Origin of the sequence: Planktosalinus lacus (genome assembly GCF_014640155.1) — a bacterium.
Classification (GTDB): Bacteria; Bacteroidota; Bacteroidia; order Flavobacteriales; family Flavobacteriaceae; genus Planktosalinus; species Planktosalinus lacus.
Map to the genome: position 1 here is coordinate 132,466 of NZ_BMGK01000007.1, position 26,399 is coordinate 158,864.

Consider the following 26,399-nt stretch of genomic DNA (forward strand, 5'->3'; position numbering starts at 1 on the left):
GACGATGAGAAATAGACTATATACCCCTTTTATTTGTTTCGCATTAGCGATAGTTTCAATTGCAGAAATCTCCGCTCAGGAGAAGTTTTTCCGTGCCATCGGGACACCGCACGAGCCTAAAGTTGAGGTGAGTTGGAACCGATATAACACTTATGACGGCGTCGTGGATATTATGCAAAAAATAGCCAAAGCCTATCCCAACCTGACACGCCTTGAGAGTATTGGAAAATCTGTGGAAGGAAGAGACATCTGGTTGCTGGCCATATCCGACTTTAAAACAGGCAATCCGGATAAAAAACCGGCGATGTATATTGACGGGAACATTCATTCCAATGAAATACAAGGCGCCGAATTTTCACTCTATACTGCCTGGTACCTCACCGAAATGTTTGATGATCTCGATTTCATCAACGAACTTCTTAAAGACAAAACCTTTTACATTGTCCCCACCATCAACCCTGATGCACGCGACAATTATATGAAAGAACCCAACACGCCACACTCCCCGCGTTCCGGGATGTTGGTGCTTGATAATGATGGTGACGGTGAAGCCGGCGAAGATCGCTTTGACGATTTAAACAACGACAACCACATCACGATGATGATCAGGAAGTCACCTACGGGACGTTTTATCAAAGATCCTCAGGACTCCAGACGTCTCATTAGAGTAGAACCCGAACAGCAAGGCGAATATGAAATGCTGGGCTTTGAAGGTGTGGACCGCGACGGTGACGGGCGCGTCAATGAAGACGGTATAGGCTATTATGACCCCAACCGTGACTGGGGCTGGAAATGGCAACCCGACTATGTACAGCGCGGGGCATACAAATATCCGTTTAGCTTGCCAGAAACCCGTGCCGTTGCCGATTTTGTCATGAAACATCCCAACATTGCCGGAGCACAGAGTTACCACAACTATGGCGGAATGATTTTAAGAGGGCCGGGCGCAGAGGAAGACCTTGACACATACAACCGCGAAGACATCAGGATTTATGATGCTATCGCGAAAAAAGGCGAAGAGATGATCCCAGGCTATCGCTATCTGGTGGTGTATAAAGATTTGTATTCTGTTTTTGGCGGTGAGCTTGACTGGTTTTACGCCGGAAGGGGCATTTATACTTATACCAATGAGCTCATGGTATCCTACCTCTATTTCCATAAAAATGAGGGCCGTGGCAATCAGGAAGAAGAATTGAAAGTGGACAAATACCTCACCTTTGGCGATGCTTTTGTCGAGTGGGAAGAATACAACCACCCGCAGTTTGGAACCATTGAAGTGGGTGGATTTAAAAAGAATTTCAGCCGGGCACACCCCGGGTTTTTACTGGAGCAGGACGCCCACAGGAATATGGCGTTTACCATTTACCATGGGTATCACACTCCAAAACTGAGCGTGCTGGATGTGGAAGAAAAAAATATTGGAAACGGCTTGCGCGAAATCACCGCAACCATCTATAACGAGCGCCTAATGCCCACCCACAGCAGCCAAGATTTAAAATACAATATTGAGCGTCCTGATTATGTGGCCTTAAGCGGAGTAAACGTTGTTGCCGGGATGGTAGTCGAAAATGCCGATTTCAATATCGTAAAAGAACAAACACACAATCCCCAAAAAATGGAAGTGGAAAACATTCCCGGGATGGGCACGGTCAAAGTGCGCTGGATTGTCAGCGGAGGCGGAAACTACAGCATCAAGGTAGATTCTGCCAAAGGCGGACTTGTGGAGTGGAAGAAATAAAAGGATTAGGAATCGGTCCCATTCCTTTTCTGAAGCTCCTCTTTCATGTTTTTGATATTGACCCAATTGGGTAACATGACCGCAAGAAATAAAAAGGGTATGGCAGTTTGCGGACCTATCTCCCAGGTGCCTTCAAACATTTTGTAAAACATATACACGCCATAAAGTATAAGAAGTACAATTGTAACAGACAAAACAGAGGTTGCTGATTTAATTTTTTTCTCCAGTTCTTCATTGGATAATTTATCGAGTAGTTCTTTTTTCATAATTACTAATATTTATTGACGTTTTACGAGTGCAAAATAATCATTTTCCAGCGGCAGGTAGCCCTGGTCATAGACAAAATAATAGACCGTGCCGGCTTTGGTGGTATAGATGCTCGTGAATAAATTAAAGTCAAATCCCTGTGCCAGCAGTTTGTCGCGGGTGGTTTTGGTTTTATCATCGGGATTGAGTGTTTCCAGGATACGGTAGTTTTTACGCAGGGCGTTATTGATGTTGCGCACCAGATTTTTACTGTCTTTATTGAATTTATTGTTGTAGGTGTTGCGGCAGGAATCACTGCAAAATTTCTTGTCGGCCCGGCCGCGGACTCTTTCACCACATTCAATACACTGTTTTTCCATAAGTGTTTATTTACATATTATGGGGAGTAGTATAAATATAGGAAATTTTTTTATTGGTGGGGAAGAAAGGAATTTAACGTTTAGCGTATATGACTTGTGGCTGTTTTAGAAGTAAGGTTTATTTTTTATAGGAAATCCTCCAGATATGGTTGGCTGTATCGTCGGTTATTAACATGGAGCCGTCCGGTAATATCACTGCGCCTACGGGTCTTCCGCGCACTTCATCCTTATCCGGTTCAATAATAAAACCCGTAAGAAAATCCTCGGGTTTGCCCGCAGGTTTTCCATCTTCAAAAGGGACGAAGACCACACGATACCCAGATAACACCTCACGATTCCAGGAGCCATGTTGTACCACAAAAGCGCCATTTCTATATTTTTGTGGGAAAACATCTGCGGTATAAAAAACCAAGCCCAGAGAAGCAGTATGGGAGCCTAAATCTACATCCGGCACTAATGCTTCTTTCAATCTCACATTTGGAGGTACAGGAACGCGAGGATCATGATGATTGCCCCAATAGGTATAAGGCCAGCCATAATAGTCACCTTCTTCCACGGAAGTTAAATAATCAGGCACTAAATTATTGCCTAGTTCGTCCCGTTCGTTTACAGTAGTCCAAAGGGTTTTTGTTGTGGGTTCCCAATCCATTCCCACCGGATTTCTTAACCCGGAGGCAAAAACCTGTAAATCACTTCCATCGGGATTCATTACAAGAATATTGGCTTTCATTACTTCGTGTTCCATACCCTTTTCACCTATATTATCACCACTGCCCACTGCAATATATATTTTGGAATTATCAGCATTGGCAATTATATTACGAGTCCAATGTTGGTTAACTTTTCCGGCGGGAAGGCTTGTGATTTTCTCGCCTATTTCTGTAATTTTAGTTTGTCCGGCTTTGTAAGGGTAACGCAGAATAGCATCAGTATTAGCCACATAAAGCCAATTATCGATAACCAGCATTCCAAAAGGCTGATTGAGGCCTTCTTTTTTGGTTAGCAAGGTTTCCCGAATTTCAGGCAAGCCATCATTATCAGTATCACGCAGTAAAGTAATAATATCTGCACTTTTGGCTAAGTTTTTAGAACTACCGGCCCCTATAAGGGTAGCGCCAATTTGTTTAAGAATGCTATAATTGCTATTGCTTTCCGCTACCAAAATGTCCCCATTGGGCGTAACATACATCCAACGGGGATTATCAAAACCATCGGCATATTTAGTAACCGTAAATCCTTCCGGGGCTTTGGGTGTCTTTCCATCTTCCCAACCTTCAACATCGGAATAATTGGAAACCGATTTTGTTGCAAAGGGTTCCGGCAGCTGTTTTTCATCTTCTACTTGTGAAAAAAGAGATAGTGGAAGGGCTATTAAAAACAAGAGGTAAGTCTTCATAATCGATCTAATGTTTGGTTCTTACTCAGTTTTAAGACGCATACCGCTTTTTAGTCACAAATTCCCTTATTTCGAAATTCATACTTTTTATACGGTTTACTTTAAGCGGGTGGGGAGCAGTATAAATATAGGGAATTTTTTTATTGGTGGGAAAAGGGTTTTAGGGTTCTGCCATAAATGTGGTCATGCTATCTCGTCAAGCTATTTATTCGCTGTTTTTTATCAAATCAGCTCCAAAATATAAGACTGATAAACTTATCAAGAGGCAGGGAAATAGTCCGGTAACGAAGCCGGTTGGAAATCCGTGGATAATCATTACTAAAACGAAATAAGCAATATATCCAAAACCAAATTTAAGCATACGTTCCATTCCATTCATTTTTTTGTTCAAAGTCACGATAAAGAATGGAATAAAAAAACTCAATAAAAACCCACCCAATACGCTATTGGCATTTGCGCTGGAATCCAATGTTAAAAAACCAATAATACCCATAAGAACTAAATTGAGTGCTAACAGGAAAAGTCCATTTACTATTTTAGTTCCAATGTTATTTTCCCTTAGCGAATTGTCACCGGCAATTAACTCTTTAATATCAATTTCCAAAACATTACAAAGTAGATGCAGGGTTTTACCTCTGGGTTCACTCTCGCTGTTTTCAATCCTTTGGATTGTTCTTAAATTTATTTTTGATTGCTCAGCCAGTTCTTCTTGAGTAAGACCTTTAATTTTTCGGGTTTCGCTAATTTTTTTTGCAATGATATTCATTTGTTCTATACTTTTAATTCCTTCTAAAAATAATGATTCAGTCAAAATTTGATAACGGTATTCATCTGATTTTTATACGTCATTTGCTTTGTCGTGGAATGTCATAAAGTTATTTTTAAAGGTTAACAATTATAGTATAAATTTAGCTTTAGTTTTTTCCTCTAACCAAAATATAACTTTTATATAAACCTCATTGTAATTTTTAAAACATTAATAATCAATACTAAAAACATTTGCAAACGACTACAAACGTTTGTAAACGAAAATAAACGAAAGTAAACATGTAATAACCGAATAAAATTTGGTGGCTGTATCATCTTTGTACCGTTGAATGAAACCAACAGGTCGAAACAACAAAATGTATTAACTGTTTAACATTAAATTTTATTATTATGAACGCACTTAGAAACAAAGTACAGTTGATTGGAAGATTAGGACAGGATCCTGAAATCATTAACTTCGCCGACGGCAACAAAATGGCTAAATTCTCCCTGGCTACAGATGACAGCTACAAAGACAAAGAAGGTAAAAAAGTAGAACGCACAGACTGGCACAATGTCGTCATTAAAGGCGGAATGGCAAAAGTCGTGGAAAGTTATGTCAACAAAGGACAGGAAATTGCCGTGGAAGGCAAACTCACCACCCGCACCTGGGAAGACAAAGAAGGCAACAAGCGTTATTTCACAGAGGTGGTTTGCAGCGACATGCTAATGCTCTCCAAATAGGGGAACTCACAAATTCCAAAATCCAAGTTCCAAGCAGTTTCTTTGTTTGGAATTTGGTGCTTGGGATTTGGTACTTTTTAATTCTTTAGTTTTGCATCATGATCACAACAGACACCACAACCACCCTTCTAAAAAAACACTTTGGGTTTGACAGTTTTCGTCCCAATCAGGAAGCCATTATCAACGATCTTCTTTCCGGAAAAGACCTGTTGGCCATTATGCCCACCGGTGGTGGGAAATCGCTTTGTTTTCAACTACCGGCTTTGATGCTTTCGGGCACGGCCATTGTCATTTCACCACTCATCGCTTTGATGAAAGACCAGGTGGATGCCCTGCACGCCAATGGGATTCCGGCAGCTTTTTACAACAGTTCGCAAAGTATCGACACACAAAACGAGGTACTCCAAAACCTCAGAGAACAAAACATAAAACTCCTTTACGTGGCCCCGGAAAGTTTGAACTTTTTGTTGCCTCACCTCAACGAGAATAATGTCAGCCTTTTTGCCATTGATGAGGCGCATTGCATTTCGGCCTGGGGTCACGATTTTCGTCCGGCATACACCCAACTTGGGAAACTCAAAAAGCAATTTCCAAATATCCCTGTAGCCGCATTTACCGCCACGGCCGATGTAGCCACTCAGGATGATATTGTCAAACAACTACATATTCCAAAAGCGCAAAAACACCTGGCTTCTTTTGACCGAAAAAACCTCTATCTGGAAGTGAGGCCCGGCACCAACCGCTTGCCACAGATTCTTCGGTTTTTAAGAAACAGAAAAGAAGAAAGCGGCATCATTTACTGCCTCAGCAGAAGAAGCACTGAAACCCTTGCAGAAAAACTCGTCGCAAACGGATTTCAGGCACAAGCTTATCATGCCGGTTTGGATACTGAGGAACGTAGTCGCATTCAGGAAGATTTTGTCAATGACCGTACGCCCATTATCGTGGCAACGATTGCCTTTGGCATGGGAATCGACAAGAGCAATGTGCGCTGGGTGATTCACTACAATATGCCCAAAAACATTGAAGGCTATTATCAGGAAATCGGCCGCAGCGGGCGTGACAGCCTTCCGGCACAAACCCTGCTGTTTTACAGTTTTGCCGATGTGGTGAAACTGCGGCAGTTTATTGAAGAGTCGCCCAATCGCGAATTCCAACTGGCCAAGCTGGAACGCATGCAACAATTTGCCGAAGCCCTGAGCTGTCGGCGTGTAGCGTTGTTGAATTATTTTGGCGAACATATTTCTGAAGATTGCGGCAACTGTGACAATTGCAAAACGCCACCACAGTTTTTTGACGGTACCGTGCTTACACAAAAAGTGTGCTCGGCAGTGTATCGCCTTTCGGAAAATGAACCCGTGGGTATGCTGGTGGATGTCTTGCGTGGTTCCAAAAATGCCCAGTTGTATGAGAAAGGTTATCAGAATATCAAAACCTATGGTACAGCGAAAGACATCCCATGGCTGGATTTACAGCAATACATCATTCAAATGGTGAATCAGGGGATACTGGAGATTCGTTTTCACGAAAAGGGTCGTTTGTTGTTGACTCCATTGGCTAAAAAGATCCTTTTTGAAGGACGGAAAGTCAAGCTGGCTTCGCTTCAAACCAAAGAAAAACCGGCCCTAAAAGAACGTGTGGAAAAACCCGAAACGTTTGGATTGTTTGAAAAACTAAGACAACTGCGACGCGAAATATCCATTGAAGAAAATGTGGCAGCATACATCGTGTTCAGCGACGCCTCTTTAAAAGATATGGAAAAACTCCTACCGGAAACCGAAGAAGAGTTTTTGCAAGTAAGCGGCGTGGGTGAAGCCAAAAATGAAAAGTACAGGAAACGGTTTTTAGAAGCCATTAAGGCTCATATTAAAAGTGTGCTTGAAGAAGAGGCGCTAAAAAAACCAAAAATACCCACACAGCAAATAAGCTATGAATTGTTTGAAAAAGGGATGTCTGTTGCTGAAATTGCTCTGCAAAGAAACCTTAAAGAGGATACTATTTATGGTCATTTGCAAAAAATGCATCAGGCGGGAAAACCGATAGACTTACGTGCTTTTATCAATCAGCAAGAAATAGCCCTTGTCAAAAAAGCGAAGGGAGAACTGCAACAAGATGAAGAAAGTCTGAAACCCATTTTTGAACACTTGAAAGAAGAGGTTCCTTATTGGAAAATCAGAATGGGACTTTATCTGGAAGGAAGTTAAATTAGTTTAAAAAATATGCAATCAGGCGGCTGCGATTCTGGTAAGCCAGGTATGCGGGCAACGGCAACATCGTTTGCTTTCACATTTTTTGAACTTTTCGCAGCATTTGGACTTTGGTCCTTTACTTAGCTTCTCTTTTTTGAGTTTTTTGTCTTTTTTCTTTCCCAATTTGGTAGCTTAAATCGTATGCAAAAATACTTATTAGTAATCATTCTAAATAAACTTTAACACCTTTTTTATAGCACATTGCTTTAAGTAAAGGTTAAATATGTTATAATTTCTAAAACAAGACAGATTGGTTTTATGGTTTTCTTTATTTTTAAGAAATAACCATCATTTATAAAAAATAACATGGCGATTATCGGTTCCATTATCAAAGGCCTTATAGATTTGCGCGACAAAGTTGTTTCAGAACCCGATGCTGTTGAAGCCCAGCAACAGGTGTTGAAAGAACTTTTAAAAACAGCAAAGGATACCGCTTTTGGAAAGCAATATCAATTTGATAAAATCCTTGATACTTCAAAGCCCGAAGCTGTGTTTGCAGCAACAGTTCCCTATTTTGATTACAATAAAATACACGCGGAATGGTGGCACAAACTGCACGAAGGCGAAGAAGATGTCACCTGGCCGGGAAGGCCTCCTTATTTTGCCCTGAGTTCCGGTACAACCGGAAAAAGCAGCAAGCGCATTCCCGTCACTGAAACAATGCTGGACGCCATCAGGAAAACCGGAATTCAACAGGTGAGCACATTGACCAATTTTGACCTTCCATCTGACTTTTTCGAAAAAGAAATCATGATGCTGGGAAGTTCCACAGACCTTCAGGAGGAGGGGGATCATCAGGAAGGGGAAATCAGTGGGATATCTGCCAGCAACATACCGTTTTGGTTTCGGGGGTATTACAAACCCGGCGAAGAAATTTCCAAAATAGATGACTGGGACCAGCGCGTAAAAAAAATAGCCGAAAACGCCAAAGAATGGGACATCGGAGCTTTGTCAGGCATTCCCTCCTGGATGGAGTTGATGCTTAAAGAAGTAATTGCCTATCATAAAGCCAAAAATATCCACGAGATTTGGCCCAACCTGCAAGTCTTTACTTCGGGCGGGGTGGCTTTTGAGCCTTATGAAAAAAGTTTCAATTCGTTGCTGGCACATCCCATCACCATTATAGATACCTACCTGGCTTCTGAAGGGTTTCTGGCCTTTCAGCAGCGCCCTGAAACCAAGGCGATGAAACTGGTGGTCGATAACGGGATTTATTTTGAGTTCGTCCCCTTTAATCCTGATTACATCAACCCCGATGGTTCCATCACCGAAGATGCTCCGGCTTTGACACTGGCTGAGGTTAAAGAAAATGAAGAGTATATTCTCATCATCAGTACGGTTTCAGGTGCCTGGAGATATCTTATAGGCGATACCGTTCAATTCACAGATGTAAGCCGGCACGAAATAAGAATTACCGGACGCACCAAGTTTTTCCTCAATGTGGTGGGTTCACAGTTGTCTGTCAACAAAATGAATGATGCCGTTCAGGAACTGGAAAAAGAGTTTGATTGTAAAATCCCCGAATTTACGGTGGCTGCAATGAGGATTGATGGCGACTATTACCATTCCTGGTATCTGGGAACTGAACACAAACTCAATGATAAAAAAGTAGCAGACGCCTTGGACGATGCTTTAAAAAAAGCCAATAAAAACTATAAGGTAGCCCGGTCAAAAGCCTTAAAAGGTGTCAAGGTAAAAACTATTTCCCCGAATATTTTTTATGAATGGAATGCCGCCAACAAGAAAAAAGGCGGGCAGGTCAAGATGGAGAAAGTAATGAATGAGGAAAAGTTTTCAGAATGGGAAGCATTTATCAATAAACAGCAAAAGGAGCATTAATCTAATTGCTCTTCCAGTTTTTGTAGCTCATCCACCAACACCATAATTTCTTCAGGGGACATGTACAGGCGTTTGATTCGGTTTTTGTATGTTTCTGAAAGGCTGGTGTGGTTCAGGATAAAATCTTTAGTAGCGAGAATGTAGTTTCCCATTCCGTGATTCACTGCATAGGTATCTGCAGCTCTTTCAGCCTCTTTGATAAATCCTTTTGAAAATGAGTAGCGAATACCAAACCCTACCATATTGATTCCGCTGCGTTCCCTATAGTCCATAATATGCCCCAGTTCGTGACCAATCCAGCCTATAAGTACATCTGTGGGTACTTCAGCAACCGTGAACTCTTCACCTTCTATAGTAACACTATCACTGATCATGACATAGTATGCCCTCTTTTTTTTGTTTTTAAAAATATCAAAAAACCGTGGCTGTGCCTGCATAAAGGATCTTTTGATATTGGTTTTGAATTTAAACTCAATCGGGGTGTCTGCCAATTCGGGGTAGTGGGATAAAGCAATGGTAACTTCCTTTAAAATGGATTCCGGGATTATCTTGTTGTCTAAAAAATCAGTATCATTCATAGGCGCGGATAAAGCTAAGTTAGTAAATACAGCAAGAAGAAAGAGTCCCCTTAGTGCGGTTGTAAAATAAGGATTTGTGCTGGGTACTTTTTCTTCCATTTTGATAAAGATAAAGCTTACGGAAGGCGTATAAAAAAAGTAAACAAAACTTTAAGAGTATAGTTGTGTAACCAAACCTATTTAAAATAATCTTTGTTTATTCACAGAAACATATATATTTGCAGTGCTTTCAAACAAAAAAGCAATCAACAAAGATGAAAATTCAAAAACAACATATCCGTTTTACATCGCCTGTGGCAGATGGAAACTATCCGTGGATGGAAAATTTACCAACGCGGTTCGGATGCTTTGTTTTGGATTTTAAATCTTTTGAGTGATCAATTAGTAGAATTTAAACCCACTATATAAGAGCGTCCGTTAATTCGGGCGCTTTTTTTTATCCATTTTTTTAAAATTTTAAAAGTGAAAAGATAGACAGCAAATATGCCCCTTGAAAGTTAAGTTTTTGAATGTAAGATGTATAGATTTCGGCATACAGCCGGGCAGGATTTCTATAGTCTAAAATCAACACAAGTAACTGAAAATCAAATAAATAAAATTTAAAATTTACTTGGAAATTAAAAAAATACCCGCATCTTTGCATCGCAATTTTAAGGATTGCCAAAAACAAATTATTCATTAAATAACAGAAGCTATGTGGTATCGATTGAACACCTCTGAACGTCAGAAGCATTTTGATATGCTGATAGACACGCTTCGGAATTTAAATCTCTTCTAAAGAATGATAAAGATCCGAAGCAAAACCTAACCGTTTTCGGATTTTTGTTGGAATTTCCTTCATCCATTCCGTTACGGGAGTGAAAGTCAAATGGCTTTCTGTTTACCAACCAAATAACAAACGTAATGGGAACAATGAACCTGTATTTATTTAAGGCGATACAAGCTTACCCCTGGGAACTTGAAAAATCCGTGGAAGCTTTGAACTACGCCTTGTCTTACGAACCGGAAAATGCAAAAGCACTTAGCCTGATGGGGAAAGTCTATGCAGAACAATTAGGGGATTATGAAACTGCCAAAGAATACTTTGAAAAGGCTTTGGTTTCAAACCTTGAAATGTCTGATATATACCCTGACTACATCAGGGTACTTTTGTCCAACGAGGATTTTGAGGAAGCTCAAAAAGTCATTGACTTTGCTAAAAACCTGAAAGGTATTGACAAAGCAACCATAAAGTTGCTGCAAGCCTGCTTGTTTGAAGCAATTTCAGACTTTAAAAAAGCTGAACAAACCCTGAAGGAATCAGCTCACTTAGCTTTGAACAATGACTTTATTGAATTTGTTGATGCTGAAATAGCCCGTGTGGCAAAAAAGCGCAGAAACCAACATCAATTTGAAAAAGAAAAAATTGAAAAAGAGCAAGTGGAAGCTGAAGCGAAAAAGAAGGATGAAAACTGGTTCCTCAACCGGTTGAACAGTCTTCTTTAGAGTGTATCCCCGCAATTTGCGGGGATTTTTTTACCAAAAATAAATCTCCTGTGCCAGTCTGTAGGTATTGGCGTGTGCCTCAACAATAATTTTAAGATTCGGTGAATAGCCCCCACCCATACTGCACATTACGGGAATTTTATTGTCCTTGCAAGTTTGTAATACATAACGGTCGCGTTCTTTGCAACCATCAATAGTGCAGCTTAGCCTTCCCAGTTTGTCACTTTCTAATATGTCCACACCACAGAGATAGTAGATAAAATCGGGTTGTTGTTCTTCAATCAACTTCGGAAGGGTTTCTTTCAGGGTTTTTAGATAGACAGTATCACTCGTTCCATCAGGCAAAGCAATATCCAGATCTGATTTTTCCTTCTGAAACGGATAGTTGCCTGCACCGTGCATAGAGAATGTAAATACTGAAGGATCATTCTGAAAAATTTCAGCGGTACCATTGCCTTGATGCACGTCGAGGTCGACGATGAGTATTTTTTTTGCCAACCCTTTATTTAATAAATAACGAGCACCGACCGCCTGATCGTTAAACAAGCAAAACCCTTCTCCGCGATTGGTATAAGCGTGGTGTGTACCGCCTGCAATATTCATGGCGATACCATATTTCAAGCAATACTCACTGGCCTGAATGGTTCCTTGTGTGATGATGCTTTCTCGTTTAATCAAAGTTTCACTTAAAGGAAAACCTATTTTTCGGGCAGCACTTTTGCTTAATGTCTGGTTTTTTAAGTCGTTTATATAGTCTTGGGTATGCACTGCCAAAATATGGGCTTCATCAGCAACATCCGGTTCAAAAAAATTTTCAGCAGTACACGTCCCCTCGTGCAATAACTGTTGCGGAATCAATTCATATTTGTCCATAGGGAAGCGATGTCCTTCAGGAAGCTGGTGTTTGTAAATATGATGGTAGGCTATTTTGAGCATTTTTATATTTATGGTAACAAACTAAGGTAAAATATTTTTTAAAGCCAAACCGGTATTTCTCAGAACACTTTAAATAAAAACATTAAGAAATTAAGGGACATTAAGAGTCATACCCTTAACTATTCTTAATTCCTTAATGTTAAAAAAAAAGAATAGGATTATAAATGCGATTGATTTTTAAATTCCACTATAACTTATGCAACTTTAACTGTATGCGTTTTCGGTCTATGTCCACATCCAGTACTTTTACCACGATTTGCTGATGCAAACTCACGTGGGCATTCACATCGCTTACAAAACCATCAGCGAGGTTGGAGATATGGATGAGTCCGCTTTCTTTGATGCCGATATCAACGAAACATCCAAAATTGGTGACATTATTGACTATTCCGGGAAGTAATTGTCCTTCCTTCAGGTCATTGATAGTTTTTATATTTTGGTTAAAAGTAAACACCTTGGCCTGCTCCCGCGTGTCGAGCCCGGGTTTTTCCAGTTCGTTAATGATGTCTTCCAAAGTGAGGAGACCCACAGTCTCACTTACATATTTTTCCTTCGGAATGCTTTTTAGAACCTCCGTGTTACCAATCAAATCTGAAACTTCCCTCTTTAAATCTTTGGCCATCTGTTTGACCAAACCATAACTCTCAGGATGCACAGCTGAGTTGTCCAATGGGTTCTTTCCGTTTTTGATGCGTAAAAACCCCGCGCTTTGCTCAAAAGCTTTTCCGCCCAGACGCGGTACTTTTTTGATTTCCTCACGGGAAGTAAAAGCACCGTTTTCCTCACGGTATGCAAAAATATTTTCAGCTAACTTGGGTCCAACCCCTGAAACGTAAGCAAGCAAAGAACGGCTAGCCGTATTAATATTCACCCCCACCGAATTGACACAACTTTCCACCACCCGGTCAAGCGCGGTTTTCAATTTAATTTGATCCACATCGTGCTGGTATTGACCCACGCCAATGGACTTGGCTTCAATTTTAACCAATTCGGCCAGGGGATCAGCAAGCCTTCTCCCAATGGAAACGGCACCCCGAACGGTTACATCATAATTGGGAAATTCCTCCCGGGCAATTTTGGAAGCCGAATAAATGGAAGCTCCTGCCTCACTAACAACAAAAACCTGAATAGTATTCTTAAATTGAATTTTTCTGATGAGCCGCTCCGTTTCGCGTGAAGCGGTGCCGTTGCCGATAGCGATGGCTTCTATTTTATGGGCATCGGCCAGCGAACTAATTTTTTTGATTGCTCCCTTTTCATCATTTTGAGGCGCGTGTGGAAAAATGGTTTCGTTGTGCTTGAGGTTGCCTTGTGCGTCCAGACACACCACTTTACAACCTGTCCTGAAACCCGGGTCAATCGCCATAATGCGTTTTTCACCCAAAGGCGCGCCAAGCAACAACTGCTGAACGTTTTTGGCAAATACTGAAATCGCAGTATCGTCTGCAGCTTCTTTGGCGGCATTCAGTCGTTCATTTGACAAGGCCGGAAAGAGCAGGCGTTTGTAACTGCCCTTGATGGCCAGTTCAATTTGTTCTGCGCATTCGTTTTGCGATTTGATGATTCTTCTTTCGATGGCAGAAAGTGCTTTTTCTTCGTCAATTTCAATTTTTACTTTGATAAATCCTTCGTTTTCAGCACGCAAAATAGCGAGTAATCTGTGTGACGGACAACTTTTTAAAGCTTCTTCCCATTGAAAGTAATCGCGGAATTTTTGGGCTCTTTCATCTTCAGCTTTGTCTTTTGCTACTTTGGTGGTGATGCGTGCAACGTTTTCTAACTGCTTCCGCAACGTATTCCTTATGTCTGTGCGTTCATTGATCCATTCTGCGATGATGTGTCTGGCTCCTTCGAGTGCTTCTTCTGTAGAAGTGACTTCACCCTTGGTATATTTCTGAGCAATGGATTCCAGGTCAGAGGCATTTTGTGCCATAATAATTTTGGCGAGGGGTTCCAGTCCGTTTTTGCGGGCGGTTTCGGCTTTGGTTTTCCGGCTTTTTTTGAAGGGGAGGTAGAGGTCTTCGAGTGTGGTGAGGTCGGTGGTATTTTCAATACTCTTGTGCAATTCCGGCGTTAAAACTTCCTGTTCTTCCAGCGCTTTGAGTATAGTGGTTTTGCGTTTTTCAAGGGCTTCAAACTGTTCTTTATATTGAACGATGTCACCAATTTGTACTTCATCCAGATTGCCCGTGCGATCCTTGCGGTAACGGGCAATAAAGGGAATGGTACAGTCTTCATTTAATAACTGAACGGTGTTTTTTATACTGCCTGCGGGCAGTTGGGTATTTTGGGAAATGTAGTGGAGGAGTTGCTCCATGAATATGATTTAGACTTTTATTTACTGAACACTGCTACTGCCAACTGACTACTAATTTATCGTCATCCCATTCCCCACAACGTCTCCGTCGGGATTTACGAATGCCAACTTCCCATCTGCATTTTCAGTCATTAAGATCATTCCCTGGCTTTCTACGCCACGTAGTTTTCTGGGGGCGAGGTTGATGAGAATGGTGACTTGTTTTCCAATGATTTCTTCAGGAGTGAAACTTTCTGCAATTCCTGAAACTACAGTGCGCACATCAAGACCGGTATCTACTTTTAAAATCAAAAGTTTATCAGCTTTAGGCATTTTTTCAGCTTCTATGATGGTGCCTACACGCATATCGAGTTTGGTGAAATCGTCAAAGTTTATGGTTTCTTTTTGTGGCATGAGTTTCGGTTTTTCTTCTGTTTGTTTTTCGCTTTTATTGGAGGCTTTGGTAGCTTCGAGTTTGTCCAGTTGCTGCTGGATTTGGTCGTCTTCTATTTTGGAGAAAAGCAATTCGGCCTGACCGATTTGATGACCGGTTTCCAGAGATTCCAAAGCACCCCAGTTTTCAGCATCATAGTTTAAAATGGTCTTTAATTTCTTTGATGTAAATGGCAAGAACGGCTCGCTTAAAACAGCCAGTGCAGCTGCGATTTGCAGGGCGACATACATTACGGTTTTAGTACGTTCTTCATCGGTTTTAATGGTTTTCCAGGGTTCCTCATCGGCGAGGTATTTGTTTCCAAGTCGGGCCAAATTCATCAATTCGCCTTGTGCTTCACGAAAGCGGTAACGCTCAATGGAGCTGCCAATCACATCAGGATAGGCTTTCATTTCATTCAACGTTCGTGTGTCAATTTCCTTTAATTCGGAAGGTTGGGGTACGTAGCACTCATAATATTTATGGGTCAGTACTGCCACCCGGTTGATGAAGTTCCCAAAAATGGCGACCAGTTCGTTATTATTCCGCGCCTGAAAGTCTTTCCAGGTAAAATCGTTGTCTTTGGTCTCCGGGGCTGTAGCCGTAAGGGTGTAACGCAGTACATCCTGTTGTCCGGGAAAATCTTCCAGATACTCATGTAGCCAAACCGCCCAGTTTTTAGAGGTAGAGAGTTTGTTGCCTTCCAGGTTCAGGAACTCGTTGGCTGGTACATTATCAGGCAGGATATAGCTTCCTTCGGCCTTAAGCATCGCCGGGAAAATAATACAGTGAAAAACAATGTTGTCTTTGCCGATAAAATGCACAAGTTTGGTGTCGTCACTTTTCCAGTAAGGTTCCCAGTCTTTACCTTCTCGGGCAGCCCATTCTTTGGTGGACGATATATACCCAATGGGTGCATCAAACCAAACATATAGTACTTTTCCTTCTGCACCTTCCACAGGAACGGGGATGCCCCAGTCCAGGTCACGGGTGACGGCACGGGGGCGCAACCCATCATCAATCCAGGATTTTACCTGACCATACACATTGGGTTTCCAGTCTTTTTTATGGTCAACGAGTATCCATTGTTTCAGGAAATCTTCATAGTTTTCCAGTGGTAAGAACCAGTGTTTGGTTTTTTTCAATACCGGCACGGCTCCTGTGATGGTGGACTTTGGATTGATGAGGTCTGTAGCATTTAGCGAAGTTCCGCATTTTTCACATTGGTCGCCATAAGCCTCATCGTGACCACATTTGGGGCAGGTTCCGGTAACGAAACGATCTGCGAGAAACTGGTCTGCTTCAGGGTCGTATAATTGTTCAGTGACTTCTTCAATGAACTTTCCGTCGCTGTGGAGTTTTTTAAAGAATTCAGAAGCGGTTTCGTGATGGATTTTTGCCGAAGTGCGGGAATAGTTGTCAAAGGTAATCCCAAAATCTTCAAAAGATTTTTTCACAATGGTGTGAAATTTATCTGTGATTTCAAGGGGTGTGACGCCTTCTTTTCTTGCTTTCATAGAAATTGCCACACCGTGCTCATCGCTTCCGCAGATAAAAGCCACATCTTTCCCTTGCATGCGCAGGTAGCGTGCATAGATGTCTGAAGGAACATAAACCCCGGCCAGATGGCCAATGTGAATGGGCCCGTTAGTATATGGCAAGGCTGCGGTGATGGTGTAGCGTTTTGGTGTGTTCATTCCGGTTTAATTTTGATTTGACAAAAATAGGGATTCACAAGGAGAATTTCTTTATTTTGCGGTGTAAGAATATTAATGAGATGAATTCGATTCCAAAATTGCAAAAAGGAGATCAGGTTGCCATTGTTGCTACCGCTCGAAAAATATCACGTGAAGAAATCCAACCTGCACATGATTTGTTGAAATCCTGGGGATTAATTCCGGTTTTGGGAAAAACGATAGGGGCCGTTGAGAACCAGTTTGCAGGAAGTGATGCTTTGCGTATTTCAGATGTTCAAATGATGCTTGATAATCCTGATATCAAAGCCATTTGGTGTGCACGTGGAGGTTATGGTACAGTAAGAATTATTGACCAACTCAATTTTACAACTTTTAAAAAACACCCCAAATGGATTGTGGGGTATAGCGACGTGACAGGGTTTCATTCTTATCTTCATAAAATGGGTTTTGAGACTTTGCATGCTCCCATGCCGGTTGATATTGCCAAACAAAGTGAAGAAGCGGTTTCTTGTTTGAGGAAAGCGCTTTTTGGTGAAAAATATAAGATTTGTTATAATACAAAAGACCCCCGAACAAGGCAAGGAGTAGCTGAAGGCCAGCTGGTGGGGGGAAACTTGTCGATGCTATACTCGCTTTGTGGAAGTGCTTCTGCACTAGACACCCGAGGAAAAATTTTATTTTTGGAAGACCTGGATGAATATTTGTATCACATCGATAGAATGATGCAAAATTTAAAGCGCAACAATATGTTGGAAAACATAGCCGGATTGGTCGTTGGAGGGATAGATGCTATGCGTGACAATACCAAGGCCTTTGGCTTTAAAACTGATAACCCATTCGGAAAAACTGCCAAAGAAATCATTGCAGAAACCGTTTCAGAATATGATTTTCCGGTGTGTTATGATTTTCCTTCAGGGCATCACAGCGATAACCGTGCGTTGATTTTGGGTAGAAATATAACACTTGAAGTCGGAGTAAAAACATCATTGAAATTCTAAGCTTCTTTAGATTTTGAGCAATTACATTTCTTCACTAAAATCAGGATACAGGAAGTTGTTATAAGGAAAGCGTTGCACGTGAATTTCACGAACCATTTCGTACACTTTTTTCCGGAATTCTTCCATATTGAGTTTTTCGGTAGCCGAAATAAAGACCACATCACCATTCACTTTACTCATCCATGTATTTTTTAACTCATCCAGGGTATAATGTGACTTTGTTTTTTCTGTAACCAGATCATCTTCATCAATAGTTTCAGGGGTGTAATTGTCAATTTTATTAAAAACCATAAGGATGGGTTTGTCTCTGCCCTCAATTTCATCGAGTGTTTGGTGTACAGAATTGATATGATCTTCAAATTGTGGATGTGAGATGTCTACTACGTGCAATAGCAGGTCAGCCTCACGCACTTCGTCAAGTGTGCTTTTAAAGGATTCTACCAGTTGCGTTGGTAATTTTCTGATAAAACCAACAGTGTCTGTAAGTAAAAAAGGAAGATTGCCAATCACCACTTTTCTCACTGTGGTGTCCAGGGTTGCAAACAATTTGTTTTCAGCAAAGACTTTAGATTTACTGATGGTATTCATCAAGGTTGATTTTCCAACATTGGTGTAGCCTACCAAAGCAACCCGAACTAATGCACCGCGATTGCTTCTTTGCACAGCCATTTGCTTGTCGATGGTTTTAAGTTTTTCTTTGAGTAGGGCAATGCGGTCTCTTACGATTCGTCTGTCTGTTTCAATCTCAGTTTCCCCGGGACCACGCATCCCAATTCCCCCTCGTTGTCTTTCAAGGTGGGTCCACATACCTGCAAGTCTTGGAAGGAGGTACTCATATTGCGCAAGTTCGACCTGAGTGCGTGCATAACTTGTTTGTGCACGTTGTGCGAAAATATCAAGGATAAGGTTGGTGCGGTCAATAATTTTACACTTAAGTATTTTCTCAATGTTTTTTTGTTGTGCGGGCGAAAGTTCATCATCAAAAATGGCAGTGCCAATTTCATGTTCTTCGACAAATTGTCGCACTTCTTCCATTTTACCTGAACCAATAAAAGTTTTTGGGTTGGGTTTTTCCATTTTTTGAAGAAACCTTTTAGTTACTTCAGCACCTGCAGTAAATGCAAGGAATTCCAGTTCATCCAAATATTCTTTTGCTTTGTCCTCATTTTGTTGTTGAGTGACCAGGCCAATAAGAATGGCCTTTTCATATTGTATTTCGAGTTTTTCGAGCATATTATTATTTAAGTTGTAAAATTACATATTTAAATAAAGAAATAAAATGTTTAAAAGCATTGATTATGAAGTATTCATTGAGCTAAAATTTATCATTAGAGTCAGGTTCAACAACGATTAATATATTAATTTAAAAGTTAATAGTTTCTTAATAGATTTTATTTTATTAATTTAGTCGCTTCTACTTCAAAACGACTTAACATTATGAAAAAACAATTACGCGACTTTTTTAAGTTTGCTGAAAATTTAAAAAACTTAACTTCTTTAAAATCAAAAACAAACAAAAACTTTCTTATTTTGTTTGTGATACTCTCAGGAGTTATGGTTCAGGCACAGGGTCCGGGTTGCCCTAATGTAGATGCCGGGCCGGATGTAACATTAGACTGTGATGATTCTTGTACAGAATTAACGGCGTCTTTTTTGAATACAGGTGAGACTAGTGATTATGAAGCTAGTTCAATTACTTATGATCCACCATTTCCTTTTACCGGCGGAACTCCCGTATCGGTGAATACTGATGATGTTTGGTCAAGTTCAATTCCGCTTCCATTTGAGTTTTGTTTTTATGGAGAAAATTACACGGAATTCCTTATAGGGTCAAACGGAGTCATAACCTTTGATACCAACGATAATTCTCCGGGGGGGTTTTGTGATTGGTCTTTTAGTGAGTCAGTTCCAAATCCTGATTTGATTTCAGGCGCCATTTTTGGAGCATACATGGATATAGACCCTTCAGTGGGAGGTTCTGGAACAATTAACTATGCCTTTTTTGGAGAAGCTCCTTGTAGAACACTGGTTGTTAATTTTCCAAGTATCCCATATTTTAGCTGTAATAATCAAACAATGACCTCTCAAATTGTTATTTATGAAACCACAAATGTGGTTGAAGTATATATGGATGAAAGAACAGCAGGGTGTAGCTGGAATAGTGGTAACGCTATTATTGGTATGCAAAATGTTGGAGGAACACAAGGTTTGGCTGCTCCCGGAAGAAATACAGGAGATTGGTCTGCTAGTCAGGAAGCGTGGAGGTTTACTCCAAGCGGAGAATCAAATGTTGATTTTGTATGGCTTGATTCCGATGGCGTTGAAATTGGTACAACACCAACAATAGAAGTTTGTCCGTCTCAAACATCTGATTATACAGCACAGGCAACTTATACATTGTGTAATGGAAATGTTATTATTGAGTCAGACACCGTGACTGTAACAGTTGATGGTGCAATATCTCTTGACCTTGGTCTAGATCAATCTTTTTGCGATGTTTCGTCTTTTGAAATAATTCCATCCATTACAGGGGCAGACCCTACAGATGTAACATATTTGTGGAGTACAGGAGAAACCTCTCCAACCATTACGGTTAGTGAATCTGGAACTTATTCATTGGAAGTGACTTTTGAAAACTGTACTGTAACTGATTCTATTGCACTTGAGTTTAATGAATCTCCTGCAACTGAGCTTGGAGGTGAATTGGAAACTTGTTTTGAAACGCAAGTATTGCTAGATGCAACACCCTCAAATATACCTGTTGAAGACGTCACATTTATTTGGGCTTTTGAAGGGGAGGTTCTTGCTGAAACAGAACCTGTAATTGAAGCTGTTGATTACGGAACCTATACAGTAGTTATAACATCAGGGGATTGTTCAACTGAAACCACAGTGGTGGTTGTACCTCGTGGAGATCTTGAAGTTACTTTAGGAGAAGAAATTAACGGTTGTACTTTAGAAGAAGTAACCATTACTGCTTCAACCTCTGAAGAAGGAGTTACTTATCAATGGTTTTTAAACGGCGAATTGTTGGAAGGTCAAACTTCCAGTTCAATCACAATTAATTTACCGGCTACTGTTTCAAATATGGCAGAGTTATATAGTGTAACTATTACAAAAGGTGACTGTACAGGAACAGCCGAAGTTGAAGTTAGCGCTTTAAATTGCATTATTTCTGAAGGTTTGTCTCCTGGAGGTTCTGGTGGAATGAATGACAATTTAGACCTTGAGTTTTTAGCCAGCAGATCGGGTATTGAAAGCTTTCAAGTTTTTAACCGTCACGGAAGAATTGTTTATGAGCTTGACAACTATGTAAATGAATGGTTTGGACAAACTGACGAAGGTGATGAATTACCTACCGGAACCTATTTTTATGTAATCAACTTTTCATCAGAGGACACCCAGTATGGCAATCAAAAGACTGGTTGGATTTATATAAACAGAGATTCTAATTAAAAGAATTTTGAAAACTAACAAAATGAAAAAACTTTTATTAATTATCCCCTTGCTTATTGTTACCGGTATTCAAGCTCAGGTTGTTACTGTTTCACCTGATCAGTATACCCACGAGCAGCTGGTAACGGAGGTTCTTATCAACACGCCTTGTGCATTGGTAAGTAACATTGAAACAATAACCGGAACTAATTTTGGTGCCGGAAATGGTATTGGCTATTTTGAAAATACGAATCCCGATTTTCCTATGGAAAATGGAGTGATTTTAGCAACCGGAGACATTAGTGATGCACCGGGACCAAACACTTCAAACACCTGGCCGGGATCAGGATGGGATGGAGATCAACAGTTGTTTGATTACATTCAGTCATTAGGAATTGACCCGGGACTTTCATCTTACAACGATGCCACGATTATGGAGTTTGATTTCACTCCTTTAACAGATTCAATTAGTTTTAATTTTGTTTTTGGTTCAAATGAATACGGAACTTTTCAATGTTCTTATTCAGATGCTTTTGCATTTTTCCTGGAAGATCAAATCACCGGGGAAATTGTAAATATGGCTTTGGTACCAAACACTCCAACTGAAACTCCTATATCTGTAACTACTATAAGAGACAATACTCATAATACAACCTGTAGTTCAGAAAACCCCGAATATTTTGATGTTTACTACGGCACTACAGGGCAACCATCGTCAACAGCACCTGTAAACCTTAATGGTTTAACAGTGCTTATGCAAGCATGGCAGTATGTAACGCCCAGTAACCCTTATAAAATGAAATTAGTTATCGCAGATAGAAATGACTCTTCCTGGGATTCGGCAGTATTTATAGAAGGCGGAAGTTTCTTTATAGGGAATGCTGATTTGGGAGATGATATTACCATTGCAGATGGTACTGCAATTTGTGATGATGAAGAGCTCATTTTAACAGTAGATACTACAGATGGTTCTGTGATAACATGGTTTTTTAATGGTGATGTGATTCCGGGTGAAACTGGAAGTTCTCTTGTGGTAACAGAGTCAGGAACTTATGGTGTTGAGATTCAAAACCCTGATGCACCTGATTGTGTGATTACAGATGAAATAATAGTAGAATTTAAAACCGCACCAATTGTTGATTTAGGGTCTGATGTTTTAGTTTGTGACGAAGTTTTTGCAACACTCGATGCTACTCCTGAAAATGCTTCTGCAATTGATGAATTGTTTTACCAATGGTATTTCAATGGGGATATAATAGCTGGAGCAACTGAAGCTACACTTGATGTAACTGAAATTGGAGACTACACTGTTGAAGTAACAACAAACCTAGATTGTACTGCAACAGATACAGTTTCTGTAATTATCTCAGATTTTACTGTAGACTTAGGTGAAGATGTATCTGTTTGTGATGGAGAAAGCTATGAACTTATTCCACAAGTTGACGGGATTGATCCAACTGAAGCGACTTACCTATGGAGTACAGGTGAAACCACATTTAGTATAGTTGTTTCAGAGACGGGTAGTTATAGTGTTGAAGTCACTTACTTTGGCTGTACTGAAACAGATGAAGTTACTGTAACGTTTACAGGTCTTCCAGAAGTTGAACTTGGAAACACCCTATTAAAGTGTGCAGAAGAAGTACTTACTTTGGATGCAACACCTGCAGGAGAAACATCCGGAAATGTTAATTATACCTGGTTCTTAGATGGTGGAATCCTAACAGGGCAAACCGAAGCCACTTTAAATGTAACTGAAGAAGGAATCTATGCTGTAGAGGTAAATGATGGTGGTTGTATTGGAACTGATGATGTTGAGGTTTCATTTTATGAAAATGAAAATTGTGTTATCTCTCAAGGTATATCACCGAATGGAGACGGACTTAATGACTGTTTTGATTTGCAATTTTTGAGTGACAAGGAAGGGCCTTTAGATGTGGTCATTTTAAACAGACATGGAAGAGTTGTTTTTGAACTAACCAATTATACAAACCAATGGTGTGGACAAACCGATGATGGTGATGAACTCCCTATCGGAAATTACTTTTATGTCATAAAGTCATCGGCTGCAGAAGCATCAACCGGTTATATTTATCTAAACAAATAATTATTGAATCACTAACATAACTATCAAATAATAAATAATGAAAAAATTCTCACTTTTACTCATCTTAATATTAGTCCTAGGCTTTCAGGATTTGAGTGCGCAACAAGACCCTCAGTACACACAATATATGTACAATATGAACGTCGTTAACCCTGCCTATGCCGGTTCAAAAGAAAGCTTGTCATTAACCGGGCTTTACAGAAAGCAGTGGTCTGGCCTTGAAGGAGCTCCCGAAACAATAACTTTTTCAGCACATTCACCAATAGGTGAAAAAGTAGGTTTGGGATTGTCTGCAATTAAAGATGAATTGGGGCCAATTAAAGAAACCAATGTGTATGTAGATTTTTCTTATACACTACAATTGGGTGCTCAATCCAATCTTGCTTTAGGTATTAAAGCAGGAGCAACCTTTCACGATGTAGGCTTAACAAGTCTGGAATTGCAAGACCCTAATGACCCTTTCTTTTCAGAAGACATTAGCAATACATATCCCAACGTAGGTGCCGGAGCATTTTTCTATACAGATAATTTCTATTTAGGAGTTTCTGTTCCAAACTTTTTAAACTCTGTTCACCTTGATGAAAACGGGATTAAGTATGGTTCTGAAACACAACACTTTTTTGCAACAACCGGTTATGTTTTTGAAATAAGTGACACTTTCAAATTAAAACCTTCTGTAATGGTGAAATCAGCTTTTGAATCACCACTTTCATTTGATGCAAACCTGAACGCATTGTTTTATGACCGTTTTGAAATTGGAGCCTCATACAGGTTGGATGATTCCTTTAGTGGCCTTGTGGGCTTTCAGGTTACTGATAACATCAGAATTGGATATGCATATGATCATATAGTTTCAGATCTGGATGTAGTAGCATCAGCATCACATGAAGTGATACTTACATTTGACCTATTTTTTAATAAGCGTGTATTGCGTTCACCAAGATTCTTCTAAACAACTAAGTAAAACGACATGAAAAAATTATACACAATAGTATTTCTTTTAGTAGCGAGCACAACATTGACATTTGCTCAAAATAAAGACACCAAAACTGCTGATAAACATTTTGATAGATTTGAATATGTTAAAGCAGCAGAAGAATATCAAAAATTAATAAAAAAAGGTAAAGCTGATGATTATGTATACACCAGATTGGCTGATTCCTATTTTTTGATTAACGACACTAAAAAAGCTGAACCATTTTATAAGCGCGTTTCAACCAGAAAAAATGTAAGTTCAGAAACTATCTACAACTATGCGCAAACCCTAAAAGCAAATGGAAAGTTTTCAGAATCAAATGCTATGATGGATAAGTTTGCACAAATGAGTCCAAATGACTCCAGAGCAATTGAGTATAAGAAAAACCCAAACTATATTCCTCAAATTTTAGAAGGTAAACCAAGGTATCAAACCAAAAGTGTTGTTGGTTTAAATAGTTCAAATTCTGATTTTGGCGTTCATAAGGCCGGAGATAAAATTTATTTCTCTTCTGCCAGAAATACTGAGAGAAAAACTTACGGAAGAACTCAAGAACCCTTTTTAGATATCTATGAGGCAACCATTGCAAACGGAACCGCTTCTAATATTCAAGCCGTAAAAGGTGATGTTAATACTAAATATCACGAGGGAATTGCCGCTATTACTCCAGATGGAAAGAGAATGTATTTTGACAGAAATGATTACTATAACGGAAAGTACAGAAAAAACGATGAAGGAATAAGCCAGTTGAATATTTATTATGCTGAACTAATTGACGGTCAGTGGAGAGATGTTCAACCAGTCCCATTTAACAATACTGAGTATTCTGTTGGTCACCCTGTATTAAGCCCAAATGGAAACACATTGTATTTTGTCTCAGATATGCCGGGCGGTCAAGGGGATTCAGATATTTACAAAGTTAGTATCAATGCTGAAGGAGCGTTTGGACAACCTGAAAACTTAGGTTCAAAAATCAATACTGAAGGAAAAGAAGTATTCCCTTTCATTGCTGAGGATGGCACACTTTATTTCTCAAGTGACGGTCACCTTGGAATTGGAGGTCTTGACGTTTTTTCTTCTGCAAACGGTGGTTCAGGTGAAGTAAAAAACCTTGGAACACCCATCAACAGTACTTCAGACGATTTTGCCTTTAGCATAGACGATGCAACACAAGAAGGCTTTGTTTCTTCTAACAGGGATGGAAGCAGTGAAGGTGGAAGTGATAATATATATATGGTTTCTGAGATTTGTGTTTCTACTATTAATGCCATCGTTAAGGATGCTGAAACAAATAATCCAATAAGTGGAGCTACAGTAGCCTTGTATGATGCCAACCAAAATAGACTTACATCAAAAATGACGGGCACTGATGGCAGAACTTCATTTGAAGTTGAATGCGATCAAAACATAACTGTTCAAGCATCTGCTAACGGTTTTGAGTCAAATGCAACCAAAGTATCTACTTCTGAAGAGACAGTTTCTGCAGAAATTTTATTGCGTTCCATTGATGATATCATTGTTGATGACACTGTGGTGTTAGAACCAATTTTATTTGACTTTGACAAGCATAATATCAAGCCACAAGCGGCTCTTGAATTAGATAATTTAGTTCAATTAATGAAAAAGTTTCCTGAAATGGTTATTAAGGTTGAAAGTCACACTGATATTCAAGGAAGGCCAGAATATAACATGGAACTATCTAACAGAAGAGCTCAAGCGACAGTGCAATACGTAATTTCAAAAGGAATCGACGCTGCTAGGATTAGCGGTGAAGGTTTTGGTGAAAGTAAGCCTGCAATAGAATGCGGTGCAAACTGTACTGATGAAGAACATCAAAAAAACAGACGTTCTGAGTTTATTATAGTGAAACGTTAGTATTAAACTAACTAACCAACCAAAAGGCCTTGACTATTTCAGTCAGGGCTTTTTTTTGCTTCAAAATCCAGTTTTAAAGCTATATAAATTGACTTTTTTACCTTAAACAATATAGTTATACAGTTTGAAATGAAAATGGACAAATTTAGGCTTTCTGATATGTTTTCAGAATAGATAAAGTTTCGGGTTGAGTTACTGAGTATTAAATTTTTTAGAAGGAAGGTGTATTCTTAAAAAACTGCTTGCA

19 protein-coding genes are annotated in these 26,399 nt (G+C 39.9%); 10 read left to right on the forward strand and 9 right to left on the reverse strand.

Features of this window, described 5'->3' with window-relative positions:
- The first annotated feature begins 4 nt into the window (after nt 1–4).
- Nucleotides 5–1,738: a M14 family metallopeptidase gene (locus IEV69_RS09650; protein ID WP_188441893.1), complete on the forward strand. Its 1,734-nt coding sequence runs from the start codon at nt 5–7 to the stop codon at nt 1,736–1,738.
- 5 nt (nt 1,739–1,743) lie between these two features.
- On the opposite strand, the gene IEV69_RS09655 is transcribed toward IEV69_RS09650, so the two are convergent.
- The 4 genes from IEV69_RS09655 to IEV69_RS09670 all read right to left on the reverse strand — a co-directional run bounded on the left by IEV69_RS09655 (nt 1,744) and on the right by IEV69_RS09670 (nt 4,571).
- Entirely contained in the window at nt 1,744–2,004 is a 261-nt protein-coding gene (locus IEV69_RS09655) for a hypothetical protein (protein ID WP_188441895.1), read from the reverse strand.
- Between the two features lie 12 nt (nt 2,005–2,016).
- Nucleotides 2,017–2,364 carry a hypothetical protein gene (locus IEV69_RS09660; RefSeq protein WP_188441897.1) on the reverse strand — a complete coding sequence of 116 codons (348 nt, stop codon included), beginning with the start codon at nt 2,362–2,364 and terminating at the stop codon, nt 2,017–2,019.
- Between the two features lie 118 nt (nt 2,365–2,482).
- A complete protein-coding gene (locus tag IEV69_RS09665; RefSeq protein ID WP_188441899.1) occupies nt 2,483–3,760 on the reverse strand; it encodes a PQQ-dependent sugar dehydrogenase in 1,278 nt (425 codons plus the stop codon).
- Nucleotides 3,761–3,965: 205 nt separating this feature from the next.
- Nucleotides 3,966–4,571, reverse strand: coding sequence for a helix-turn-helix domain-containing protein (locus IEV69_RS09670; RefSeq protein WP_229741419.1), 606 nt, complete (start codon nt 4,569–4,571; stop codon nt 3,966–3,968).
- A gap of 347 nt (nt 4,572–4,918) precedes the next feature.
- On the opposite strand from IEV69_RS09670, the gene IEV69_RS09675 reads away from it, so the two are divergent.
- The 3 genes from IEV69_RS09675 to IEV69_RS09685 all read left to right on the forward strand — a co-directional run bounded on the left by IEV69_RS09675 (nt 4,919) and on the right by IEV69_RS09685 (nt 9,339).
- On the forward strand, nt 4,919–5,251 hold the full coding sequence (locus tag IEV69_RS09675) for a single-stranded DNA-binding protein (protein ID WP_188441901.1): 333 nt from the start codon (nt 4,919–4,921) through the stop codon (nt 5,249–5,251).
- Nucleotides 5,252–5,349: 98 nt separating this feature from the next.
- On the forward strand, nt 5,350–7,455 hold the full coding sequence (gene recQ / locus IEV69_RS09680) for a DNA helicase RecQ (protein ID WP_188441903.1): 2,106 nt from the start codon (nt 5,350–5,352) through the stop codon (nt 7,453–7,455).
- A gap of 351 nt (nt 7,456–7,806) precedes the next feature.
- On the forward strand, nt 7,807–9,339 hold the full coding sequence (locus IEV69_RS09685; protein WP_188441905.1) for a GH3 family acyl-acid amido synthetase: 1,533 nt from the start codon (nt 7,807–7,809) through the stop codon (nt 9,337–9,339).
- Here the strand turns inward: IEV69_RS09685 and IEV69_RS09690 are convergent.
- The gene (locus IEV69_RS09690; RefSeq protein WP_373283665.1) at nt 9,336–10,016 is read right to left on the reverse strand and encodes a hypothetical protein; all 681 of its coding nucleotides are present in this window, start codon (nt 10,014–10,016) and stop codon (nt 9,336–9,338) included. The genes IEV69_RS09685 and IEV69_RS09690 overlap by 4 nt on opposite strands.
- A gap of 804 nt (nt 10,017–10,820) precedes the next feature.
- Between IEV69_RS09690 and IEV69_RS09695 the strand changes: the two genes are divergently transcribed.
- Nucleotides 10,821–11,402: a tetratricopeptide repeat protein gene (locus IEV69_RS09695; protein ID WP_188441907.1), complete on the forward strand. Its 582-nt coding sequence runs from the start codon at nt 10,821–10,823 to the stop codon at nt 11,400–11,402.
- A gap of 30 nt (nt 11,403–11,432) precedes the next feature.
- On the opposite strand, the gene IEV69_RS09700 is transcribed toward IEV69_RS09695, so the two are convergent.
- From IEV69_RS09700 to metG, 3 genes are all read right to left on the reverse strand, one after another.
- Nucleotides 11,433–12,338, reverse strand: coding sequence for a histone deacetylase family protein (locus IEV69_RS09700; protein ID WP_188441909.1), 906 nt, complete (start codon nt 12,336–12,338; stop codon nt 11,433–11,435).
- A gap of 187 nt (nt 12,339–12,525) precedes the next feature.
- Nucleotides 12,526–14,655 carry a Tex family protein gene (locus IEV69_RS09705; protein WP_188441910.1) on the reverse strand — a complete coding sequence of 710 codons (2,130 nt, stop codon included), beginning with the start codon at nt 14,653–14,655 and terminating at the stop codon, nt 12,526–12,528.
- A gap of 51 nt (nt 14,656–14,706) precedes the next feature.
- Nucleotides 14,707–16,764: a methionine--tRNA ligase gene (metG, locus tag IEV69_RS09710; RefSeq protein WP_188441918.1), complete on the reverse strand. Its 2,058-nt coding sequence runs from the start codon at nt 16,762–16,764 to the stop codon at nt 14,707–14,709.
- An 80-nt stretch (nt 16,765–16,844) separates the two neighbouring features.
- Here metG and IEV69_RS09715 point away from each other — a divergent pair, with 80 nt between their 5' ends.
- Nucleotides 16,845–17,762: a S66 peptidase family protein gene (locus IEV69_RS09715; RefSeq protein ID WP_188441920.1), complete on the forward strand. Its 918-nt coding sequence runs from the start codon at nt 16,845–16,847 to the stop codon at nt 17,760–17,762.
- A gap of 21 nt (nt 17,763–17,783) precedes the next feature.
- On the opposite strand, the gene hflX is transcribed toward IEV69_RS09715, so the two are convergent.
- Nucleotides 17,784–18,995: a GTPase HflX gene (gene hflX / locus IEV69_RS09720; RefSeq protein ID WP_188441922.1), complete on the reverse strand. Its 1,212-nt coding sequence runs from the start codon at nt 18,993–18,995 to the stop codon at nt 17,784–17,786.
- Nucleotides 18,996–19,199: 204 nt separating this feature from the next.
- Here hflX and IEV69_RS09725 point away from each other — a divergent pair, with 204 nt between their 5' ends.
- From IEV69_RS09725 to IEV69_RS09740, 4 genes are read left to right on the forward strand one after another with little or no spacing between them, the layout of a single operon-like run.
- Nucleotides 19,200–21,218, forward strand: coding sequence for an NIDO-like domain-containing protein (locus IEV69_RS09725; RefSeq protein ID WP_188441924.1), 2,019 nt, complete (start codon nt 19,200–19,202; stop codon nt 21,216–21,218).
- Nucleotides 21,219–21,240: 22 nt separating this feature from the next.
- The gene (locus IEV69_RS09730) at nt 21,241–23,301 is read left to right on the forward strand and encodes a choice-of-anchor L domain-containing protein (protein ID WP_188441927.1); all 2,061 of its coding nucleotides are present in this window, start codon (nt 21,241–21,243) and stop codon (nt 23,299–23,301) included.
- A 37-nt stretch (nt 23,302–23,338) separates the two neighbouring features.
- Entirely contained in the window at nt 23,339–24,253 is a 915-nt protein-coding gene (locus IEV69_RS09735) for a PorP/SprF family type IX secretion system membrane protein (RefSeq protein ID WP_188441929.1), read from the forward strand.
- Between the two features lie 18 nt (nt 24,254–24,271).
- Entirely contained in the window at nt 24,272–26,152 is a 1,881-nt protein-coding gene (locus IEV69_RS09740; RefSeq protein WP_188441930.1) for an OmpA family protein, read from the forward strand.
- The last annotated feature ends 247 nt before the right edge of the window (nt 26,153–26,399 follow it).

Coding starts and splice junctions, on each gene's coding strand:
- recQ (WP_188441903.1), top strand. CDS start 5,350: ATGATCACAACAGACACCACAACCACCCTTCTAAAAAAACACTTTGGG.
- IEV69_RS09740 (WP_188441930.1), top strand. CDS start 24,272: ATGAAAAAATTATACACAATAGTATTTCTTTTAGTAGCGAGCACAACA.
- IEV69_RS09700 (WP_188441909.1), bottom strand. CDS start 12,338: ATGCTCAAAATAGCCTACCATCATATTTACAAACACCAGCTTCCTGAA.
- hflX (WP_188441922.1), bottom strand. CDS start 18,995: ATGCTCGAAAAACTCGAAATACAATATGAAAAGGCCATTCTTATTGGC.
- IEV69_RS09735 (WP_188441929.1), top strand. CDS start 23,339: ATGAAAAAATTCTCACTTTTACTCATCTTAATATTAGTCCTAGGCTTT.
- IEV69_RS09675 (WP_188441901.1), top strand. CDS start 4,919: ATGAACGCACTTAGAAACAAAGTACAGTTGATTGGAAGATTAGGACAG.
- IEV69_RS09695 (WP_188441907.1), top strand. CDS start 10,821: ATGGGAACAATGAACCTGTATTTATTTAAGGCGATACAAGCTTACCCC.
- IEV69_RS09725 (WP_188441924.1), top strand. CDS start 19,200: ATGAAAAAACAATTACGCGACTTTTTTAAGTTTGCTGAAAATTTAAAA.
- IEV69_RS09655 (WP_188441895.1), bottom strand. CDS start 2,004: ATGAAAAAAGAACTACTCGATAAATTATCCAATGAAGAACTGGAGAAA.
- IEV69_RS09660 (WP_188441897.1), bottom strand. CDS start 2,364: ATGGAAAAACAGTGTATTGAATGTGGTGAAAGAGTCCGCGGCCGGGCC.
- IEV69_RS09665 (WP_188441899.1), bottom strand. CDS start 3,760: ATGAAGACTTACCTCTTGTTTTTAATAGCCCTTCCACTATCTCTTTTT.
- metG (WP_188441918.1), bottom strand. CDS start 16,764: ATGAACACACCAAAACGCTACACCATCACCGCAGCCTTGCCATATACT.
- IEV69_RS09650 (WP_188441893.1), top strand. CDS start 5: ATGAGAAATAGACTATATACCCCTTTTATTTGTTTCGCATTAGCGATA.
- IEV69_RS09730 (WP_188441927.1), top strand. CDS start 21,241: ATGAAAAAACTTTTATTAATTATCCCCTTGCTTATTGTTACCGGTATT.
- IEV69_RS09690 (WP_373283665.1), bottom strand. CDS start 10,016: ATGGAAGAAAAAGTACCCAGCACAAATCCTTATTTTACAACCGCACTA.
- IEV69_RS09705 (WP_188441910.1), bottom strand. CDS start 14,655: ATGGAGCAACTCCTCCACTACATTTCCCAAAATACCCAACTGCCCGCA.
- IEV69_RS09715 (WP_188441920.1), top strand. CDS start 16,845: ATGAATTCGATTCCAAAATTGCAAAAAGGAGATCAGGTTGCCATTGTT.
- IEV69_RS09685 (WP_188441905.1), top strand. CDS start 7,807: ATGGCGATTATCGGTTCCATTATCAAAGGCCTTATAGATTTGCGCGAC.